We start from the raw sequence: 17649 nt of genomic DNA, 5'->3' as shown, positions 1-17649 counted from the left end.
ACGAACCTGCCGCTGGGCACGGTCGTGACGTTCGACGAGGTGACGCCCGCGCGCGTGGCGGGTGGCGACTGGGTGGCCGCGGCGTTCGCGCCGGCGACGGTCGAGATCACCGCGGACGGTCAGCTCACGCGCGTGACGCTGACCAACACGTTCGACGCCGACGACCCGACCGGCCCCGGCACCGGTGGCGGCGGGGACGACGGCGGGGACGACGACGGTGGCGACGACGGGACGGCACCGCGCGGTGACGACGACGGCGGTGGCGACTCGAGCGCGCCCGGCGCGGGTGACGGCTCCGGCGACGAGGGCGGCGCGCTCGCGACGACGGGCGCCGACGCGTGGACGACGCTCGGCGTCGCGCTGACTCTCGCGCTCACCGGTGCGGTGCTCCTGGTGCTGCGCCGCCGCGAGACGGCCACCGCGGCCCGGCACGGGCTCCGACGCCCTTGAGCACGCGGCGGGGGAGTCGGACGTCACGTCTCGGGGTCACCGGAGCGGTTTCGTCGAATGGGTGGCATGGCGTAAAGTAGCCCGTTGGGTGTGTGCGCTCTGTTCGTCGCGACGACCGGGAGACCGGCCGGACGGCACCGGGGCAGCACCCGCTCCCTTCCACGAACTCGACGACGTCCCGGCGCCATGCCGGTTCGCGTGGAACTCGTGGTGCTCGACACGACCGACAGTTAGCGGAGGACATGGCGAAGAAGGACGGCGTCATCGAGATCGAGGGCAGTGTCGTCGAGGCGCTGCCGAACGCGATGTTCCGCGTGGAGCTCACCAACGGCCACAAGGTGCTCGCTCACATCTCGGGCAAGATGCGGCAGCACTACATCCGGATCCTCCCCGAGGACCGGGTGGTCGTCGAGCTGAGCCCGTACGACCTGTCCCGCGGTCGCATCGTCTACCGCTACAAGTAATCACCACGACATCGCCGCCGGTCCCTGAGCGGGCACGCGGCGGCGGAGGAAACACGCGATGAAGGTCAAGCCCAGCGTCAAGAAGATCTGCGACAAGTGCAAGGTGATCCGCCGGCACGGTCGCGTCCAGGTGATCTGCGAGAACCTGCGCCACAAGCAGCGTCAGGGCTGACGCCCACGCATCACCTGCCCCTCGGGGCACCCAGCGCACCACCACCTCGGGTCCGGCTCAGCCGGGACCGTTGAACCCTCGGCTCGGAGGCCGGGGCCCGCAGGACAGCGGGAGGGCGGTGCGGAAGACCTCCGAGCAGTAACAGGAGCCACCAGGCACATGGCACGTCTCATCGGCGTCGACCTCCCCCGCGAGAAGCGGCTGGAGATCGCGCTCACCTACATCTACGGGGTCGGCCGCACGCGCGCCAAGGAGACCCTCGCGGCCACCGGCATCTCCGGCGACCTGCGCGTGAAGGAGCTCGGCGACAACGAGCTCGTCGCGCTCCGTGACTACCTCGAGGGCAGCTACAAGCTCGAGGGTGACCTCCGCCGTGAGGTCGCCGCGGACATCCGCCGCAAGGTCGAGATCGGCTGCTACGAGGGCCTGCGTCACCGCCGCGGCCTTCCGGTGCGCGGCCAGCGCACGAAGACCAACGCGCGCACCCGCAAGGGCCCGAAGCGCACCGTCGCCGGCAAGAAGAAGGCCGGGCGCAAGTAACCGCCCGCCGCTTCCGGCAGCCCGATCCGTAGAGAGAAGAAGAGCAGATGCCTCCCAAGTCCCGTACCGCCGTGCGCAAGCCGCGCCGCAAGGAGAAGAAGAACGTCTCCCACGGCCAGGCGCACATCAAGAGCACGTTCAACAACACGATCATCTCGATCACCGACCCCTCGGGCGCCGTGATCTCGTCGGCGTCGTCCGGCCAGGTCGGTTTCAAGGGTTCGCGCAAGTCGACGCCGTTCGCCGCGCAGCTCGCCGCCGAGGCCGCCGCCCGTCGTGCGCAGGAGCACGGCATGCGCAAGGTCGACGTCTTCGTCAAGGGCCCGGGTTCGGGCCGCGAGACCGCGATCCGGTCGCTGCAGGCCGCCGGCCTCGAGGTCGGTTCGATCCAGGACGTGACGCCGCAGGCGCACAACGGCTGCCGTCCGCCGAAGCGCCGCCGCGTCTGACCCCTCGCTCGCGCCGGGCCGTGCCCCTGCTCGGCCCGGCGCGAGCGTAGGTCGTCCAGCCGTCCCCCGGGATGCGGACCGAGGCATGACCGGGATAGCAACACCTGCGTGGCGTCATATGGCGGACGTCCGCTGAGAGGAATCACACCGTGCTGATCGCACAGCGCCCCACCCTGGCCGAAGAGGTCATCTCGGAGAACCGTTCGCGGTTCTCCATCGAGCCGCTCGAGCCGGGCTTCGGCTACACGCTCGGCAACTCGCTCCGCCGGACGCTGCTGTCCTCCATCCCCGGTGCCGCCGTCACGTCGATCCGTATCGACGGCGTGCTGCACGAGTTCTCGACCGTGCCGGGGGTCAAGGAGGACGTCACCGAGGTCATCCTCAACATCAAGAACCTCGTGGTCTCGTCGGAGAACGACGAGCCCGTCGTGATGTACCTGCGCAAGCAGGGCCCGGGTGAGGTCACCGCCGCGGACATCGTGCCGCCGGCGGGCGTCGAGGTGCACAACCCCGACCTGCACCTCGCGACCCTCAACGACAAGGGCAAGCTCGAGATCGAGCTCACCGTCGAGCGTGGGCGTGGCTACGTGTCGGCCGCGCAGAACAAGACGTTCGACGCCGAGATCGGCCGTATCCCGGTCGACTCGATCTACTCGCCGGTCCTCAAGGTGACCTACAAGGTCGAGGCGACGCGTGTCGAGCAGCGCACGGACTTCGACAAGCTCATCGTCGACGTCGAGACGAAGGCGGCGATCAGCCCGCGCGACGCGCTCGCGTCGGCCGGCAAGACGCTCGTCGAGCTGTTCGGCCTGGCGCGCGAGCTCAACATCGAGGCCGAGGGCATCGAGATCGGCCCGTCGCCGACGGACGCGGCCCTGGCCGCGGACCTGGCGCTGCCGATCGAGGACCTGCAGCTGACGATCCGCTCGTACAACTGCCTCAAGCGTGAGGGCATCCACACGGTCGGCGAGCTCGTCGCCCGTTCGGAGGCCGACCTCCTGGGCATCCGCAACTTCGGCGCGAAGTCGATCACGGAGGTCAAGGAGAAGCTCGCCGAGCTCGGCCTGTCCCTCAAGGACAGCCCGCTCGACCCCTCAAGGACAGCCCGCTCGACTTCGACCCGTCCGCGTCGGCGTACTACGGCGACGACGAGGGCGACTTCGTCGAGGACGAGCAGTACTGACCTCAGCACCGGTTGGCAGTACTGACTCGGGACCACTGACTCGGTACTTGACGAAGAACTTCAAGGAGATTTGACCATGCCTACGCCCACCAAGGGTCCCCGGCTCGGTGGCGGACCGGCGCACGAGCGGCTGATCCTCGCGAACCTCGCGACGTCGCTGTTCGAGCACGGCCGCATCACGACGACGGAGGCCAAGGCCAAGCGCCTGCGCCCCCTCGCCGAGCGCCTCATCACGTTCGCCAAGCGCGGTGACCTGCACGCGCGTCGTCGCGTCCTGACGGTCGTCAAGGACAAGAGCGTCGTGCACACGCTGTTCACCGAGATCGCCCCGGCTCTCGCCGAGCGCAACGGTGGCTACACGCGCATCACGAAGATCGGTCCGCGCAAGGGTGACAACGCGCCCCTCGCCGTGATCGAGATCGTGCGTGAGCCGCTCTCGCCGAAGCAGGCGGTCGTCAAGGAGGCCACCAAGGCCACCGCGAAGGCCGCGCCGAAGGCCGAGAAGGTCGAGGACGCGAAGGTCGAGGAGACCGTGGCCGAGGACGTCGTCGAGGACGCGCCCGTCGCCGACGAGGCTCCCGCCGAGGACAAGGCCGACGACAAGGCCTGAGCTCCGCAGCACTGACGAGGGCCCGGACACCGCCACGGTGTCCGGGCCCTCGTGCGTGCGGGGTGTCCGGCGCGTGGGACCGGGGCGGCCGACGTCAGAGGAACAGGCAGAACGGGTGCCCCGACGGGTCGAGGAGCACCCGCACGTCGCTCTGGGGCTGGACCGCGGCGAGGGTCGCGCCGGCCTCCAGCGCCCACGCGGTGGCGGCCGCGAGGTCCTGGACCTGGATGTCGAGGTGCTGGGTGGCGTTCTGACCGCCCGGCACGGCGGGCCACACCGGGCGGCGGAACCGGACCTCGCCCTCGAGGTTGAGCGTCGGCCCGTCCGGGACCCGGACCTGCGCCCAGCCGGGGCCGTCGGGGGAGGGCGGGTCGGCGGCCGTGACCTCGCCGCCGAGGAGGCGCGCGTAGAACGCGGCGAGGCGTGCGGGCTCGTCGGTGCCGATGGTCACGGACGTGAGCCGGAGCGCGGGACGGTCCATGCGTCCTCCTGGGGTGCCGGGCGTGCGCCCACGCTACGCCGGGCCCGGACGCGACGAGGGGCGGGCACCGTGGTGGCGCCCGCCCCTCGTCGTCGTGTCAGGGCCGGCGCCGCCGGACCAGCAGGACCACGCCACCCGCGACCAGCGCGAGGAGGCCCGCCGCGAGCAGGCCCGCGACGTCACCGCCCGTCGTCGCGAGGTCCGGGTCCGCCGGGGTGGCGGTGCCGGTGTCGGACGTCGCGGTCGGGCTCGGCGTCGTCCCCGTGCTCGGCTCCGGGGTGCCGGCGGTGGGCGTCGGCGTGGGCGTCGCCGCCGCGAGGACCGTGACCGCCGCGGTGCCGGTCGCACCCGACGCGGCCTCGACGACCACCGTGTGCGCCCCGACCGGCGTGCCGGCGGGGACGGTGACGGACAGGTCCAGCTCGCCCGCCACGTCGGCGGTCGCCCGCGCGAGGAGCTGCGGCGTGGAGTGCAGCCAGACCTCGACGGCCTCACCGTCCTGCAGGCCGCTCGCGCGCACCTGCAGGGCCTGGCCGGCGCGGACCTTCGCGGCCGAGAGGGACACCACCACGTCGCGCAGGTCGACGGTCAGCGTGACCTCGTGCACCGCGTCCGCGTCGACGCCGTTGTGCGCCGTGAGCGTGATCGTCGACGTGCCCGGGTCCTGCGGGGTGCCGACGAGGCGCCCGCCGCCCGTGGCGGGGATCCACGCGAGCCCGGCGGGCAGGCCCGCCGCGGTCACGGTGGGCACGGGGTAACCGGTCGCGCCGAACGTCTCGTCGACGCCGTCGCCGTGCGTGACCCGCACCGTGGTCGGTCCGGTCAGGGCGGCGGGCGCCTCGACGACGACCGTCCACGGGACCCGCAGCTCCGCCCCGGCGCCGTTCGCGAGCGTCAGCTCGACCGCGTGCGTGCCGACGTCGGTGGTGCTGCCCGTGAGCCGCAGCCCGCCCGACGCCAGCGTGACGTCGAGGCCGACCGGCAGCCCGGACGTCGTGAGCGTGGGGAGGGGGTAGCCGGTCACGGTGGTGAGCGGCACGTCGACCGTGGCGCCGGAACGCACCGTCGTCGTGCCGTCGCGGTCCGCGACGTCCGGGGCGGCCGTGACGACGAGCGCGACCTGCACCGTGGCGGTGCCCGCGGCGTTGGTCGCGGTCACCTCGACGCTCTGGTCGGCGCCCTGGTCGGCGCCGGTCGGCGTGCCCTCGAACGTCGCGGTCGCGGCGTCGAACGTCAGCCAGGACGGCAGCGCCGACGTCGTGAGCGTCGGTGCGGGGTAGCCCGTCGGCGTCAGCACGGCGACGCGCGTGCCGCCCGCCGGGAACGTCTCGGTGCGGTCCGCGCCGAGGCTCGGGACGGAGTGCACCTCGAGCGAGACGGTCGCCGTGGCGGGGTCGCCCACGCCGTTCGTCGCCGTGAGGGTCACCGTGTGCGGGCCGTCCTGCGTGGGGGTGCCGGTGATGCGCGTCCCGTCGCCGTCCGTGACGAGCGCGAGCCCGTCGGGCAGGCCCGCCGCGGTGACGGTCGGGGCCGGGTAGCCGGACGAGGTGACGGTGATCGGGGTGATCGCCTCGTCCGCGTCGACCGTGACGGCCGCCGGTGCGGCGACGCCCGCGGGCTCCTGCACGACGACGGTCCACCCGGCGGTCTCGGTGCCGACCGTGCTGCTCAGCTCGACCTCCACCTCGAACGTGCCGGACTGGGTCGGTGTGCCGACGAGGCGCACCGCCGTCCCGGTCTGGGACAGCGACAGGCCCGCGGGCAGGCCGTCGGCCGTGGCCGTGGGCGTCGGGTGGCCCGCGACGACGAACGCGGCGACGTCCGCGGCCGTCCCGCGCCGCAGCGTCGTGCCGGTGGGCGCCGTCGCGAACGTCGGGGCGGCGGTGACGTGGACCGTCATGGTCCGCGCCGACCCCGCGACGGGTGCCCCGCCGACGGTCAGCGACAGCTGGACGTCGAAGGCGCCGGCCGTCGTGGGCGTCCCCTGGATGGTGCCGGCCACGGCGTCGAGCGCCAGCCCGGCCGGCAGGCCGGTGGCGACGACCGTGGGCCGCGGGTGGCCCCCGATGGTCAGGGGGATCGTCGCGGCGACGCCTCGGGGGATCGTCACGGTCGCCGGGGCCGCCAGGCTCGGCGGCGCCGTGATGTCGAACTCGAACGTCGTGGAGACCGACCCGCGGTCGTTGGTCGCACCGATCGTCGCGACGTGCGAGCCGCTCTCGGTGGGCGTCCCGGAGAACGTGACCTGGCCGCCCGTCGTCGTCGCCGTGATGCCCGCCGGGAGCCCGGTGACCGTCACGGTGGGCGCGGGCTGCCCGGTGTACGTCGCGACCGTCCAGGTGCCCATCGGGGCGTCGACCGGACCGGTGTACCCGAGGTACTGGCGGGTGATCGTCGGGGGCGCGGTGACCTCGACCGTCACGTTCGCGACCGCGGTCCCGGCCGCGTTGGTGGCGGTAACCTGGTACGGCCCGAACACACCGTGCACCGCCGCGCCGGGCGCCGCCGTGAACGTGCCGTCGGCCGCGGAGAACGTGAGCCAGGACGGCAGCGTGGAGCCGAGGCTCAGGGTCGGCCGCGTGTAGCCGCTCCAGTCGAGGGTGAGCTGGTCGCTGGAGCCCGCGGCCACCGTCAGCCGCGGTGCGGCGTCGGAGAACGAGGGCCCGACGAGGGCGCTCACCGTGAGCGTGCGCACGACCGGGGCTCCCGTGCCGTTGTCCGCGGTCAGCTCGAGGACCGCCGTGCCGGACGCGGTCGGCGTCCCGACGACCGCGACCGTGCCCGGGGTGGACAGGTCGAGCGAGACGCCCGGAGGCAGGTCACCGGCGTTCGACACGGAGATCGTGGGGGTCGGGAAGCCCGCCGCCACGACCTGCACGCCGGTGAAGGGGGTGCCCACGCTCGTTGACACGCTCGTCGGACCGGTGAGCACGGGCGGCGCCTCGACGCGCCAGGACCACGTCGCCGTGCCGGTCGCGAAGCCGTTGTCCACGGTGATCGTGGCGGTCCCGCTGGTCTGCGCAGCGGTCGTCGGGCGCACCGGTGTGCCCGAGATGACGGCGCCGGACCCGCTCCCGCCGACGCTCAGCCCGGCCGGCAGGCCGGTCGCCGTCACGTCGTACGGGTCGCCGGTCGGCGACAGCGGGAGCGAGACGGGCACGCCTGCGGTCAGGGTCGTGGTGGTGGGGGCCGTGACGGTGGGCCGCGGACCCACGACGACGGAGAAGCTCGCCAGGGTCGAGCCCCACGCGTTCGCGGCGGTCACGGACACCGTCCGCGCCACGGCCTCGATCGGCGTCCCCGTGATCGCGCCGTTGGCGTACGTCAGGCCTGCGGGCAGCCCCGCGACCGCGACGACGGGTGCGGGGTACCCGGTCATCGGCAGTGGGATCGAGACGGGCTCGTCGAGGACGAGGGTCTGGGTGGCGAGCGTTCCGAACGTCGGCTTCTGCCCGACGACGAGGGTCCGGCCGAACGGCGCCGTGCGGTAGTCGTTCCCGACCGTCGTCGAGATGGCGTACGTCCCCGTCGCGGTGGGCGTGCCGGTCAGCAGCACGTCCGATCCCGACACCGTGAGCGCGGTGCCCGGCGGCAGGCCGGTGGTCGGGCCGAGGACCCGGGAGCCCGGGGTTGAGGTCGCCGTGCCGAGCAGGGTCGGCCCCGGGACGTCGACCGTCGCGAGGTCCGAGGAGTACCCGACCACGACGGGGGACGGCACGACGACAGGGATGGTCGCGTCGGCCGTGAGCGAGCCTGCGACGTTCGCGCGCAGCGTCATGGTCGTGTCCGTGTACGACGTGGCGGGGTTGCCGGACAGCGTCACGGTCGTGGTGCTGCCCGACTTGCTCGTCGAGACCGTCATCCACGCCGGCTTGCCGGACGTCACGCTCACGTCGGGGGCGGGGTTGCCCGTCACGGTGACCGTGCGCGACGTGCTCGTCGACGGCGGGAAGACCAGCGGGGTCGTCGCGCCGAACGACGGCGCCTGGTAGGTCGGTTCGCCGTTGCCGGCGCCGATCCCCTCGAGCGTCACGGAGACGTTCTGGTACGACGTGGTCGCCGAGACGAGCAGCACGATCGACTTGACCCGCGTGCGGTCGAACCCGGACGGGAACGACAGGACGGCGACGTCGCCCACGTACGCGGGCGTGTAGCGGACCGTCAGCCAGTCCGACGCGGCGCCGCCGTTGCGGGACAGGCCGCCCACCGACGCGACCTTGCCGTTGACGTCGACCGCCTGGAGACCGAACGTCACGGCCGACGGCTGGTTGGGCAGCACGTCGCGGTAGCGCATCTCGATGCGGTCCGCGCCGCCCGCCTGCAGGTCCACCGTCCCCGCGGCGGTCCACCGGATCCGAGCGTCGCCGTACGTGCAGCCCAGCGAGTCGGGCACCCGCACGTCGACCTTGAGGGTCCCTGCGCCCGGGGTGAGGGTCGTGTTGCGCGTCGGCCCGCACTCGAACTCGCCCGGCGTGAGCAGCTCGCGCGGGCCCATCGAGGTGCCGGCGAAGTCGTCGACGACGAACCCGACGCCCGCGGCGGCCGCCGGGGCGACGAGGCCCGTGGCGAGGGCGGCGAGCGCGAGAGAGGCGGTGGCGAGCGCGGCGGTGGCGCGTCGCAAGGGGGCGGTCAGGCGCATGTGTCCTCGATGATCGGTGGCCCGGCTGGAGACGGTCCGCACGACCGTAGGGAACGCCGGCACCTGGCGGGTGGTCCCGGCGGCGGCGCGACCGGAACGCCCCGGTTCGTACGGGGTCCGATCGGGTGACCGGAGCGGAGGGTGTCCGAGGTACGGTCACCTCGTGGGGGACACCGGGATCGTGCTGGTGCACGGCGTGCGCACGTCACGCACCATGTGGCGCCCGCAGACGGACGCGCTGGCGCGCGCCGGGATCCCGACGACCGCGGTCGACCTGCCCGGGCACGGTACGCGTGCCGCGGAGCGGTTCACGGCCGACGGTGCGGTGACGACGATCGCGGACGCGGTGGACGGTCTCGGCGGCCGCGCCCTCGTCGTCGGGCTGTCGCTGGGCGCGTACGTGGCGGTCGCGCACGCCGCTCGGCACCCCGAGCAGGTCGCCGGGCTGCTCGCCGCCGGGTGCTGCACACGCCCGCGCCGCGTCCTGGTCGGCGGGTGGGCCGCGCTCGCGGCGCTGATCGCCCGGCTGCCCGACCGTGGGGCAGGGCTCAACGACGGGTTCGTGCGGCTCATGCTCCCGCCGGACGCCGGCGCGGACCTGGGCGCGGGCGGGTTCGCGCTCGACGTGATGGCCGACGTGCTGCGTGAGGTCGGCGGGCTCGACCCCGTCGCGGACCTCACGCGCGTGACCGCGCCGGTCTGGCTCGTCAACGGGCGCTACGACCACTTCCGCGCCGACGAGCGCGCGTTCCTCGCCGCGTGCCACGACGGCCGGCTCGTGGTCGTGCCCGGTGCCACGCACCTCGTGAGCGTCGTGGCGCCCGTCCGGTTCACGCGTGCCGTGCTGGAGGCGTACGACGAGGTCACGGGTGACCCGCGGCGTCGTCAGCCCGTCCCCTCCGCGGGGTAGCGCAGCGTCCCGTCGACGAGCCGTGCCGCGGGGTTGAGCGGGTGCGTCACCGTCGTGCCCGGGCCCATGAGGTGCCGGACGAGCCAGCCGCGTGCCGTGAGGTCGTCGGCGATCAGCCGCCGGTGGCACCGCCACCACACGGCCTCGGCGCACATCACGGCGCACCGCTCGGCGTGCGCGCGGGCCATGAGCAGCGCGCGGGCGCCGGTGTACTCGTCGGACGCGAGGTGGTCGGCGTAGCCGCGGAACGCCGCGACGCGCCACGCGTCGTTCGGGGAGTCCGGTGCGGGCGTCCGACGACCACCCAGGGCGGGCAGCGGGAGGTACGCGTCACCGAGCTGCTCGCGCAGCGCGTCCGGGGAGTACTGCGGGTTGCGGCGCGAGCCGGCGAACCGGCGCACGTCCACCAGGCACGTCACCCCCGCGTCGTCGAGCATCGCGCGCAGCTCGTCGAACGGGCGCGTCGAGTGCCCGACGGTCCACAGGGTGGGCTCGCTCGTCATCGAGCCATCGTGCCCGCGGTGGACGCCAGCGGCAGCGCGAACCTCGTCGGCGCGGATCTCGTCAGCGCTTCGCGCGCTTCGCCGCGCGGCGCGCCCGGCGGCTGCGGTCGATCAGGCCCATCGCCGCGAGCGTGTCGGCGAACGCGCCCTCGACGTGCACCTCGACCTCGGCGTCGGCGTGCGCCGTGATGCGCTGCGGCGTCCCGTCCGGGGCGCGGTAGAACACGTCGGCGTCGATCGCGTCCGCCTCGCCCTGCCGCAGCCGCGCGATGGTCGCCATGAGGTGCGCGGCGCGCAGCACGTGCTCGTCGCGCACCGCGTGCACCAGCAGCGAGCGCGCGTCGGGCACCGCGACCAGCAGACCGTGCGGTGCGGGCTCGTCGTCGACCGTCGCCAGCAGGTCCTCGACGGCGAGCACGCGGCCGGCCGTGAGCGAGTCCCCCGAGAACGCGTGCACCGCGAACGACGCGACCTGGTGCTCAGGTGCGGGCAGGGCGCGCAGTGCCGCCAGCACCGTCTCGTCGACCGTGGGAGCCTCGCCCACGCGCAGCGTCGCGGACGAGCCGTCCGGCAGGGGGACGACGACGGGGGTCTGCGGCTGCTCGGGGCTCGGGGTCTCGCTCGACATGGTGCCCCGACTGTACCGAGCGCCCGGCGCGGGTCAGTCGACGAGCCGCGCGGCCCGCATCGCGTCCGCGAACGCACCCTCCACGAGGACGTCGATCTTCTCGTCCGAGTACCGCGTGACCTGCTGCAGCGTGCCGTCGGGCGTGCGGAAGTACACGTGCGGGCTCATGGCGCCCGGCTGCGACTGCCCGGCGCGCGCGAGCTGCGCCATGAGGTGCAGCGCGTGGACCACGGTGGCGTCGCGCAGCACGTGCACGCCGAGCAGCGCACGCGCGGGCAGCACGACGAGCGTGCCGTACGGCCGGTCGGTGAGACCGACCGAGTCGAGCAGCTCGTCGTGCACCAGCACGCGCGATGCACCGAAGAAGTCCGCCGCCTCGAACAGGTGCACGTCGTGCTCGAACGTCTCGTGCGCGGGCGCCGGCAGGCGGCGCAGACCCGCGAGCGCCGCGTCCCCGGTGACCTCCCAGCCGCCCAGCCGGTCGTCGTACAGCACCGACACCGACTCGGGGTAGTCGATCGCCGCGCGCACGCACAGCCCGCCGCCGAGCGACGGACCGGCGTCCGGCGGCAGCACCGGCAGGTCCGCCTCGACCATGACGCGCGCGACCAGGAGGTGCGCGACCTCGTCGTACGTCGACTCCGCCCGCCGCAGCGCGAGCGCGAGCGAGCTCACGTGCGTGTCCACGACCCCCTGCCACTGCGCGCGGTCCTGCTGCGCGAGCAGCGCTGCGAGGTTCGTCAGCCCGTACCGCTTGCCCGCCGCGTCGACCAGGTGGTCGGCGCGTGCCTCGACCCCCGGGACTCCGATGCGCGTGAACCCCGCGAGCGCGGCGGACCGCAGCCAGTCCGCGTCCGCGCGGCCGAGCGGCGCGAGCCCGTCGTCGGCGAAGGCGTCCCCACCGGTCGCAGCGGCCGTCGTCGGGTCGTCGTCAGGTCGTCGGGAGAACCAGCCCATGGCGGGACACGGTAACGGCGCCGGCGAGCCGACACGGCATCAGCGCGCGCGCGTCAACGTCCATGCCCGCACGCCGCCGACGATCCCGGCCTGGTTCGGCACGACGACGACGTCGTCACCGAGCCGCTCCCGGACCGTCGGTGTCACGTGCCGCGCGTTGCCCCCGCCCAGGTAGAGGCGGTCCCAGTGGAACACCGGCCGGAACCCCTCGACCACGCGCTGCACGCGCCGCGACCACAGCGCGTTGCCCAGCCGACGCCGCTCAGGCTGCCCGATGTACTCGTCGTACGTCACCGCGCGGCGCACCGGCGCGTGCGACAGCTCCAGGTGCGGCGCGATCGCCCCGCCGTCGAACAGCGCCGACCCGAGCCCCGTGCCGAGCGTCAGCACCAGCTCCAGCCCCGTCCCCGAGACCACGCCCGCCCCGTGCACCTCGGCGTCGTTCAGCACGATCGTCGCCAGCCCCAGCCCGGCCTCGAGCGCCGCGCGGATGTCGCACCCCGCCCACGCCACGACGAGGTCCGGGTCGACCGCCGTCCGCGGCCCGTGCTTCGTCACGTAGTGCGGGGTCGCGACGACCACGCCGTGCCGGATCATCCCCGGCATCCCGACCGTCAGCCGGTCCGCGCGCGGCAGGTCCGCCGCGATCCCCGCGATCGTCTCCACCAACCGCTGCGGCGGCAACGGGTACGGCGTGGGCACCCGCACCGCGGGCGCGTGCAACGTGCCGGCCGCGTCGAGCACCGACGCCTTGATGCCACCCCCGCCGCAGTCCACGGCGAGCGTGTACGGCTCCACCTCAGGCACACCGCCACGCTAGAGGACGCCCCGCGCCCACGTGGAGCGCGACAAGCCGCCCCGACTGACCACCGAGACGAAGGTCCCGGGACAAGCCGGGTCAATCGGCCGCGCATCGATGTCTCGGCCGCGCATCCGGGGTCTTGAGTGCGGTCTCTCGACGCAGTTCGTCGGGTGCGTGCACGAGCATCGCCTTCATCGTCACCATGGCTGCAGATCGGCGCTCGACGGCCTGGTCGTGGGCGATCTTCAGCTGCCGAATCATCTCTGCGGCACCGTCGGCGCTCACGGGAGTGGCAGTCGCGAAGCCGGCCAGAACGGCTCGTGCGGCGTTCTCGGCATCGAGGGTGTCGGACTTGCGGCCAACCGTGTGCCGCGGCACGGGTCCTTCAGGGCTGCGCGTTGAGCTTCTTCGCAGCGGTGGACGAGCCGGCGCTGCCGGGGGGTGGTGTCTTGGGCGCTGTCGACGCGGGGAGCCGCGTGGCGACCGGTGTTGCGCCGCGCTGGCCCTCCTGGATGAGCATCCGCAGCGGGCGCGGGGAGCCGTCGGCCGCGCGTCGATGTGCGTGCGGTTCGCTAGTCACCACGGGTGGCTCCTCCAGTCGATGGTGCGGTGGCCAATTCGGTGCGGCTCCGGGTAGGTGCTCACGAAGCTGTTCTCGCCGAACCAGCCGCCGACGAACGTGCCGGAGGCAGTCTCGATGCGCACGAACCGCCTCCCGAGGTTCGGCGCCGCAGCGTCCCACGCAGTAGGGATTCGGCTGAACGCGGGGACGACGCGGCCGACGTTCGCGGTCCACCACCCGGCTGCGGCCCGGCGCAGCGGACGCGCCCTGTGGATGGCCCAGCGGAGCGCGCCTGACGTCGGGCGGGTCCATCGGCTGCCCCGGTGAGCGATCCAGGCGACGAGCGCCGGGACGACGACCGCGCCGAGGACGAGTGCGTACGTCGTCGAGCACCCTGCCAGCGAGTCGGGCCCGCGACAAGAGCTTCAGCGCGGGCTGTGGACAACCGTGCGTGCGGGTCGTCGCCGGTCCGGGGCGGAGCAGGTCGGCTGGGCCGGTAGCGTGGCGGCGTGAATGCCGTGCGCCTGCGTCTGGATCTCGCGTACGACGGGAGCGACTTCGCCGGGTGGGCGCGTCAGCCCGCGCTGCGGACCGTGCAGGGGACGCTCGAGGACGGGCTCGCGACGATCCTGCGCACGGGTCCGCGCGGGGTGCCCGCGCCGCGGCTCGTCGTCGCAGGGCGTACCGACGCCGGGGTGCACGCACGTGGGCAGGTCGCGCACGTGGACGTGGACGACGAGGCGCTCGCGGCGGCACAGGGGCGTAGCGAGCGTGACCCGCTCGACGCGGTGGTCACGCGGCTGGCAGGGGTGCTGCCGCCGGACCTCGTCGTGCACCGTGTGACGCTCGCGCCGCCGGGGTTCGACGCGCGGTTCTCGGCGCTGCGCCGCCGGTACTCCTACCGGGTGTGCGACGACGCGGCGGCGCGCGACCCGCTCACGCGCAGCCACGTGCTGTGGCACGCGCGGGCGCTGGACGTGGCGGCGATGCACGAGGCCGCCGCGGCGCTCGTCGGGCTGCACGACTTCGCGGCGTACTGCAAGCCGCGACCGGACGCGACGACCATCCGCACGCTCGAGCGCTTCGAGTGGACCCGACCGACGGAGGGTGCCGATGCCGGGCTCGTCGTCGCGACTGTGCAGGCCGACGCGTTCTGCCACTCGATGGTGCGCTCGCTCGTCGGCGCGAGCCTGGCCGTGGGCGAGGGGCGGCGCGCGGTGTCGTGGCCGGGGGAGGTCCTCGCCGCGCGGCGGCGGGACGCGGCCGCGCACGTGGTCGCCGCGCACGGGTTGACGCTGGAGGCCGTGGAGTACCCGGCGGACGAGGAGCTGGAGGCACGCGCGGAGCAGACGCGCGCGCGGCGCGGCGAGCACGAGGTGCGCCCGGCGGTCGACTGCTGCTGAACGCGCGGCGGGTGCGCGCGGCGGCGGACCCGGCCAGGATGAGGCATGCGTCGCCTTCGGGCGCAGCTGAGCCGGTCGTCCCACGTCGGGCGGCGAGGGTCGCGAGAGCCTGGGGGCGGACCGCTGCCCGCACGTCGAGAGGCCTCGCCATGACGGTCGCGCCGGAGCTCGTCGCCCACGCCGAGACACCCGATGCGGTGCTCGCGACCCTCGCCAGCACGCCGGACGGCCTCACTGAGTCCGAGGCCGCACGTAGGCTCGCCGAGGTCGGCCCGAACCGGCTGCCCGAGCCGCCGCGCAAGAACGTCGTGCTGCGGTTCCTCGAGCACTTCGACGACGTGCTCATCTACATCCTGCTCGCCGCGGCGGTGCTCAAGGCGATCCTGAGCGACTGGGTCGACTTCGCGGTGATCCTCGCGGTCGCGGTCGCCAACGCGGTCGTCGGGTTCGTGCAGGAGGGGCGCGCGGATAAGGCGCTCGCGGGCATCGCGACGATGCTGTCGCTCGAGGCGGACGCGCGGCGCGACGGGCAGTGGCGCACGGTCGCGGCCGACGACCTGGTGCCGGGTGACGTGGTGCGGGTGCGGTCCGGCGACCGCGTGCCCGCGGACGCGCGGCTCGTCGAGGCGACGACCTTGCAGGTCGACGAGGCCGCGCTCACGGGCGAGTCGGTGCCCGCGAGCAAGGACGTGGAGCCGGTCGGCGCGGATGCGGGCGTGGGGGACCGGTCCTCGATGCTGTTCTCCGGCACGATCGTCACGGCCGGGCGCGGGGTCGCGGTCGTCACCGCGACCGCGGGTGCCACGGAGATCGGACGGATCCAGCAGCTCGTCGCGGAGGTCGACCACCTCGACACCCCGCTCACGCGCCAGCTCGCGCGGCTCGGGAAGCAGCTCAGCCTGCTGATCCTGCTCATGGCCGCCGCGATGCTCGTCATCGGCCGCGTGATCCACGACTTCGCGCTCGACGAGCTCGTGTCCGCGGCGATCGGGTTCGCGGTCGCCGCCGTCCCCGAGGGGCTGCCGGCGCTCGTCACCGTGACGCTCGCGCTGGGTGTGCAGCAGATGGCGAGGCGCCACGCGATCACCCGCAAGCTCACGTCCGTGGAGGGCCTCGGGTCCGTCACGACGATCTGCTCCGACAAGACCGGCACGCTCACGCGCAACGAGATGACGGTGCGCACCGTCGTCACGCCCGAGGCGACGTACGACGTCGAGGGCCTCGGGTACGAGCCCGTGGGTGCGGTGCGCCTGCACGACGACGACGGGCCAGGTGACCTGGTCGAGCTCGACGCCCGGGCGGACCTCGCCGCGCTCGTCGGCGCCGGGGTCCGGTGCAACGACGCGCGCGCCGTGCAGACCGACGGGCGCTGGGGGATCGTCGGGCAGCCCACCGAGGGCGCGGTCGTCGTGCTGGGCGACAAGCTCGGCTACCGGGAGGTCGGCGAGCGGCTCGCGCAGGTGCCGTTCGAGTCGTCGACGAAGTTCGCCGCGACGCTCGACGACCTGGGCGACGACACGCGCGTCGTGCACCTCCTCGGTGCGCCCGACCGCCTGCTCGACCGGTGCACCACGCAGCGCGACGACTACGGCTCCGCACCGCTGGACACCGCGTACTGGGAACGGCAGATCGACGAGCTCGGCGCGCAGGGCCTGCGCGTGCTCGCGGCCGCCCGGCGCGACGCGACGGGCGAGACCGGGCTGACCGGCGACGACGTGGGCACCGAGCTCGAGCTCCTGGGTCTGTTCGGCATCGTGGACCCGCCGCGCCCCGAGGCGGTCGCGGCGATCGCCGACTGCCACCGCGCGGGCATCCGGGTCAAGATGATCACGGGCGACCACGCGGGCACCGCGCTCGCGATCGCGCGTGAGCTCGGCATCGTCGGCGGACGCGTGGCAGGCGAGGCGGGTGAGCCGAACGACGACGCCGAGGTCATCACGGGCGCCGAGCTCGAGGCCATGTCCAACGAGCAGCTGCGCCGGCGCGTGCGCGGCGTCGACGTGTTCGCGCGCACGTCGCCCGAGCACAAGATCCGCATCGTGCGTGCGCTGCAGTCGCACCGCGAGGTCGTCGCGATGACGGGCGACGGCGTCAACGACGCCCCCGCGCTCACGCGGGCCGACGTGGGCATCGCGATGGGCATCAAGGGCACCGAGGCCACCAAGGAGGCCGCAGACATCGTCCTCGCCGACGACAACTTCGCGACCATCGAGCGTGCGGTCGAGGAGGGGCGGCGGATCTACGACAACATCCGCAAGTCCGTGGCGTTCCTGCTGCCGACCAACGGCGCGCAGTCGCTCGTCATCCTCGTCGCGGTGCTCGCCGGGCTCGCGCTGCCGCTCACGCCCGTGCAGATCCTGTGGGTCAACCTCATCACCGCGGTGACGCTGTCGCTCGCGCTCGCGGGTGAGCCCGCCGAGCCGGACATCATGACCCGCCCGCCGCGCTCGCCCGACGCGCACGTCATCACCGCGCGCTCGCTCACCCTGATCCTCGTGGCGTCCGCCGTGATCGGTGCGGCCACGCTCGCGGTGTTCCTCGTCGAGAAGGACCAGCTGGGGGTGTCCGACGAGTACGCCCAGACCTCCGCGGTCCTCATGCTCGCGCTGGGCCAGCTCGCCTACCTGCTCAACTGCCGGTTCCTGGGCTCGACGAGCCTCACGTGGCGCGTGCTCGTCGGGAACCGGCTCGTGTGGGTCGCGGCCGGGGCGCTGCTGGTGCTGCAGCTCGTGTTCACGTACGCGCCGTTCATGCACGACTGGTTCGGCTCGACCGCGATCGGCGCGCGTGAGTGGGGCATCACCGCGCTCGGCGCCGTGATGGTGTTCCTCGTGATCGAGGTGGCCAAGGCGCTGACGCGCCGGACGCTGCGGGACTGACGCTGCGGGACTGACGC

17 protein-coding genes and 1 pseudogene are annotated in these 17649 nt (G+C 73.8%); 10 read left to right on the top strand and 8 right to left on the bottom strand.

Annotated elements, in window-relative coordinates; all coding sequences use genetic code 11:
- The 7 genes and pseudogenes from CUD01_RS12675 to rplQ form a co-directional block, all read left to right on the top strand.
- A partial coding sequence (locus tag CUD01_RS12675) for a DUF5979 domain-containing protein (RefSeq protein WP_218023859.1) occupies positions 1–450 on the top strand: 450 nt, incomplete at its 5' end.
- A gap of 242 nt (positions 451–692) precedes the next feature.
- Complete coding sequence (gene infA / locus CUD01_RS12670; protein ID WP_013770189.1) at positions 693–914, top strand: translation initiation factor IF-1; 222 nt, start codon at positions 693–695, stop codon at positions 912–914.
- A 58-nt stretch (positions 915–972) separates the two neighbouring features.
- Positions 973–1086: a 50S ribosomal protein L36 gene (gene rpmJ / locus CUD01_RS12665; protein ID WP_013117849.1), complete on the top strand. Its 114-nt coding sequence runs from the start codon at positions 973–975 to the stop codon at positions 1084–1086.
- 159 nt (positions 1087–1245) lie between these two features.
- Positions 1246–1626: a 30S ribosomal protein S13 gene (rpsM, locus tag CUD01_RS12660; RefSeq protein ID WP_094180729.1), complete on the top strand. Its 381-nt coding sequence runs from the start codon at positions 1246–1248 to the stop codon at positions 1624–1626.
- A 47-nt stretch (positions 1627–1673) separates the two neighbouring features.
- Positions 1674–2075, top strand: coding sequence for a 30S ribosomal protein S11 (gene rpsK, locus CUD01_RS12655; protein ID WP_019136350.1), 402 nt, complete (start codon positions 1674–1676; stop codon positions 2073–2075).
- A 149-nt stretch (positions 2076–2224) separates the two neighbouring features.
- Positions 2225–3258 (top strand): annotated as a pseudogene (locus tag CUD01_RS12650) (DNA-directed RNA polymerase subunit alpha).
- Between the two features lie 76 nt (positions 3259–3334).
- Complete coding sequence (gene rplQ / locus CUD01_RS12645; protein ID WP_141321542.1) at positions 3335–3868, top strand: 50S ribosomal protein L17; 534 nt, start codon at positions 3335–3337, stop codon at positions 3866–3868.
- Positions 3869–3962: 94 nt separating this feature from the next.
- Here rplQ and CUD01_RS12640 read toward each other — a convergent pair whose 3' ends face one another.
- Positions 3963–4349: a VOC family protein gene (locus CUD01_RS12640; protein ID WP_141321540.1), complete on the bottom strand. Its 387-nt coding sequence runs from the start codon at positions 4347–4349 to the stop codon at positions 3963–3965.
- A gap of 97 nt (positions 4350–4446) precedes the next feature.
- On the bottom strand, positions 4447–8988 hold the full coding sequence (locus CUD01_RS12635; RefSeq protein WP_141321538.1) for a beta strand repeat-containing protein: 4542 nt from the start codon (positions 8986–8988) through the stop codon (positions 4447–4449).
- A gap of 163 nt (positions 8989–9151) precedes the next feature.
- Here CUD01_RS12635 and CUD01_RS12630 point away from each other — a divergent pair, with 163 nt between their 5' ends.
- Positions 9152–9898 (top strand): alpha/beta fold hydrolase, encoded by a 747-nt coding sequence (locus tag CUD01_RS12630; protein WP_244937773.1) that lies wholly within the window; start codon positions 9152–9154, stop codon positions 9896–9898.
- Here the strand turns inward: CUD01_RS12630 and CUD01_RS12625 are convergent.
- The 6 genes from CUD01_RS12625 to CUD01_RS17150 form a co-directional block, all read right to left on the bottom strand.
- A complete protein-coding gene (locus tag CUD01_RS12625) occupies positions 9874–10401 on the bottom strand; it encodes a DUF488 domain-containing protein (protein WP_141321536.1) in 528 nt (175 codons plus the stop codon). The two genes, CUD01_RS12630 and CUD01_RS12625, sit on opposite strands and share 25 nt — an antisense overlap.
- Before the next feature lie 61 nt (positions 10402–10462).
- A complete protein-coding gene (locus tag CUD01_RS12620; RefSeq protein ID WP_141321534.1) occupies positions 10463–11029 on the bottom strand; it encodes a hypothetical protein in 567 nt (188 codons plus the stop codon).
- Positions 11030–11062: 33 nt separating this feature from the next.
- The gene (locus CUD01_RS12615) at positions 11063–11986 is read right to left on the bottom strand and encodes a hypothetical protein (protein WP_141321532.1); all 924 of its coding nucleotides are present in this window, start codon (positions 11984–11986) and stop codon (positions 11063–11065) included.
- A gap of 39 nt (positions 11987–12025) precedes the next feature.
- Positions 12026–12793: an ROK family protein gene (locus tag CUD01_RS12610; protein ID WP_094180720.1), complete on the bottom strand. Its 768-nt coding sequence runs from the start codon at positions 12791–12793 to the stop codon at positions 12026–12028.
- Between the two features lie 91 nt (positions 12794–12884).
- Positions 12885–13166: a hypothetical protein gene (locus CUD01_RS12605; protein WP_174773883.1), complete on the bottom strand. Its 282-nt coding sequence runs from the start codon at positions 13164–13166 to the stop codon at positions 12885–12887.
- A 198-nt stretch (positions 13167–13364) separates the two neighbouring features.
- Positions 13365–13751: a DUF6338 family protein gene (locus CUD01_RS17150; protein ID WP_243860766.1), complete on the bottom strand. Its 387-nt coding sequence runs from the start codon at positions 13749–13751 to the stop codon at positions 13365–13367.
- Between the two features lie 108 nt (positions 13752–13859).
- On the opposite strand from CUD01_RS17150, the gene truA reads away from it, so the two are divergent.
- Together truA and CUD01_RS12595 are read left to right on the top strand one after the other, a co-directional pair.
- On the top strand, positions 13860–14753 hold the full coding sequence (truA, locus tag CUD01_RS12600) for a tRNA pseudouridine(38-40) synthase TruA (protein ID WP_141321530.1): 894 nt from the start codon (positions 13860–13862) through the stop codon (positions 14751–14753).
- A gap of 149 nt (positions 14754–14902) precedes the next feature.
- Complete coding sequence (locus tag CUD01_RS12595) at positions 14903–17632, top strand: cation-translocating P-type ATPase (protein WP_141321528.1); 2730 nt, start codon at positions 14903–14905, stop codon at positions 17630–17632.
- Positions 17633–17649: the final 17 nt, after the last annotated feature.

The organism is Cellulomonas uda, assembly GCF_006538705.1.
In the GTDB taxonomy this organism is placed as follows: domain Bacteria; phylum Actinomycetota; class Actinomycetes; order Actinomycetales; family Cellulomonadaceae; genus Cellulomonas; species Cellulomonas uda.
This window is presented reverse-complemented; position numbering and strand designations above follow the sequence as displayed.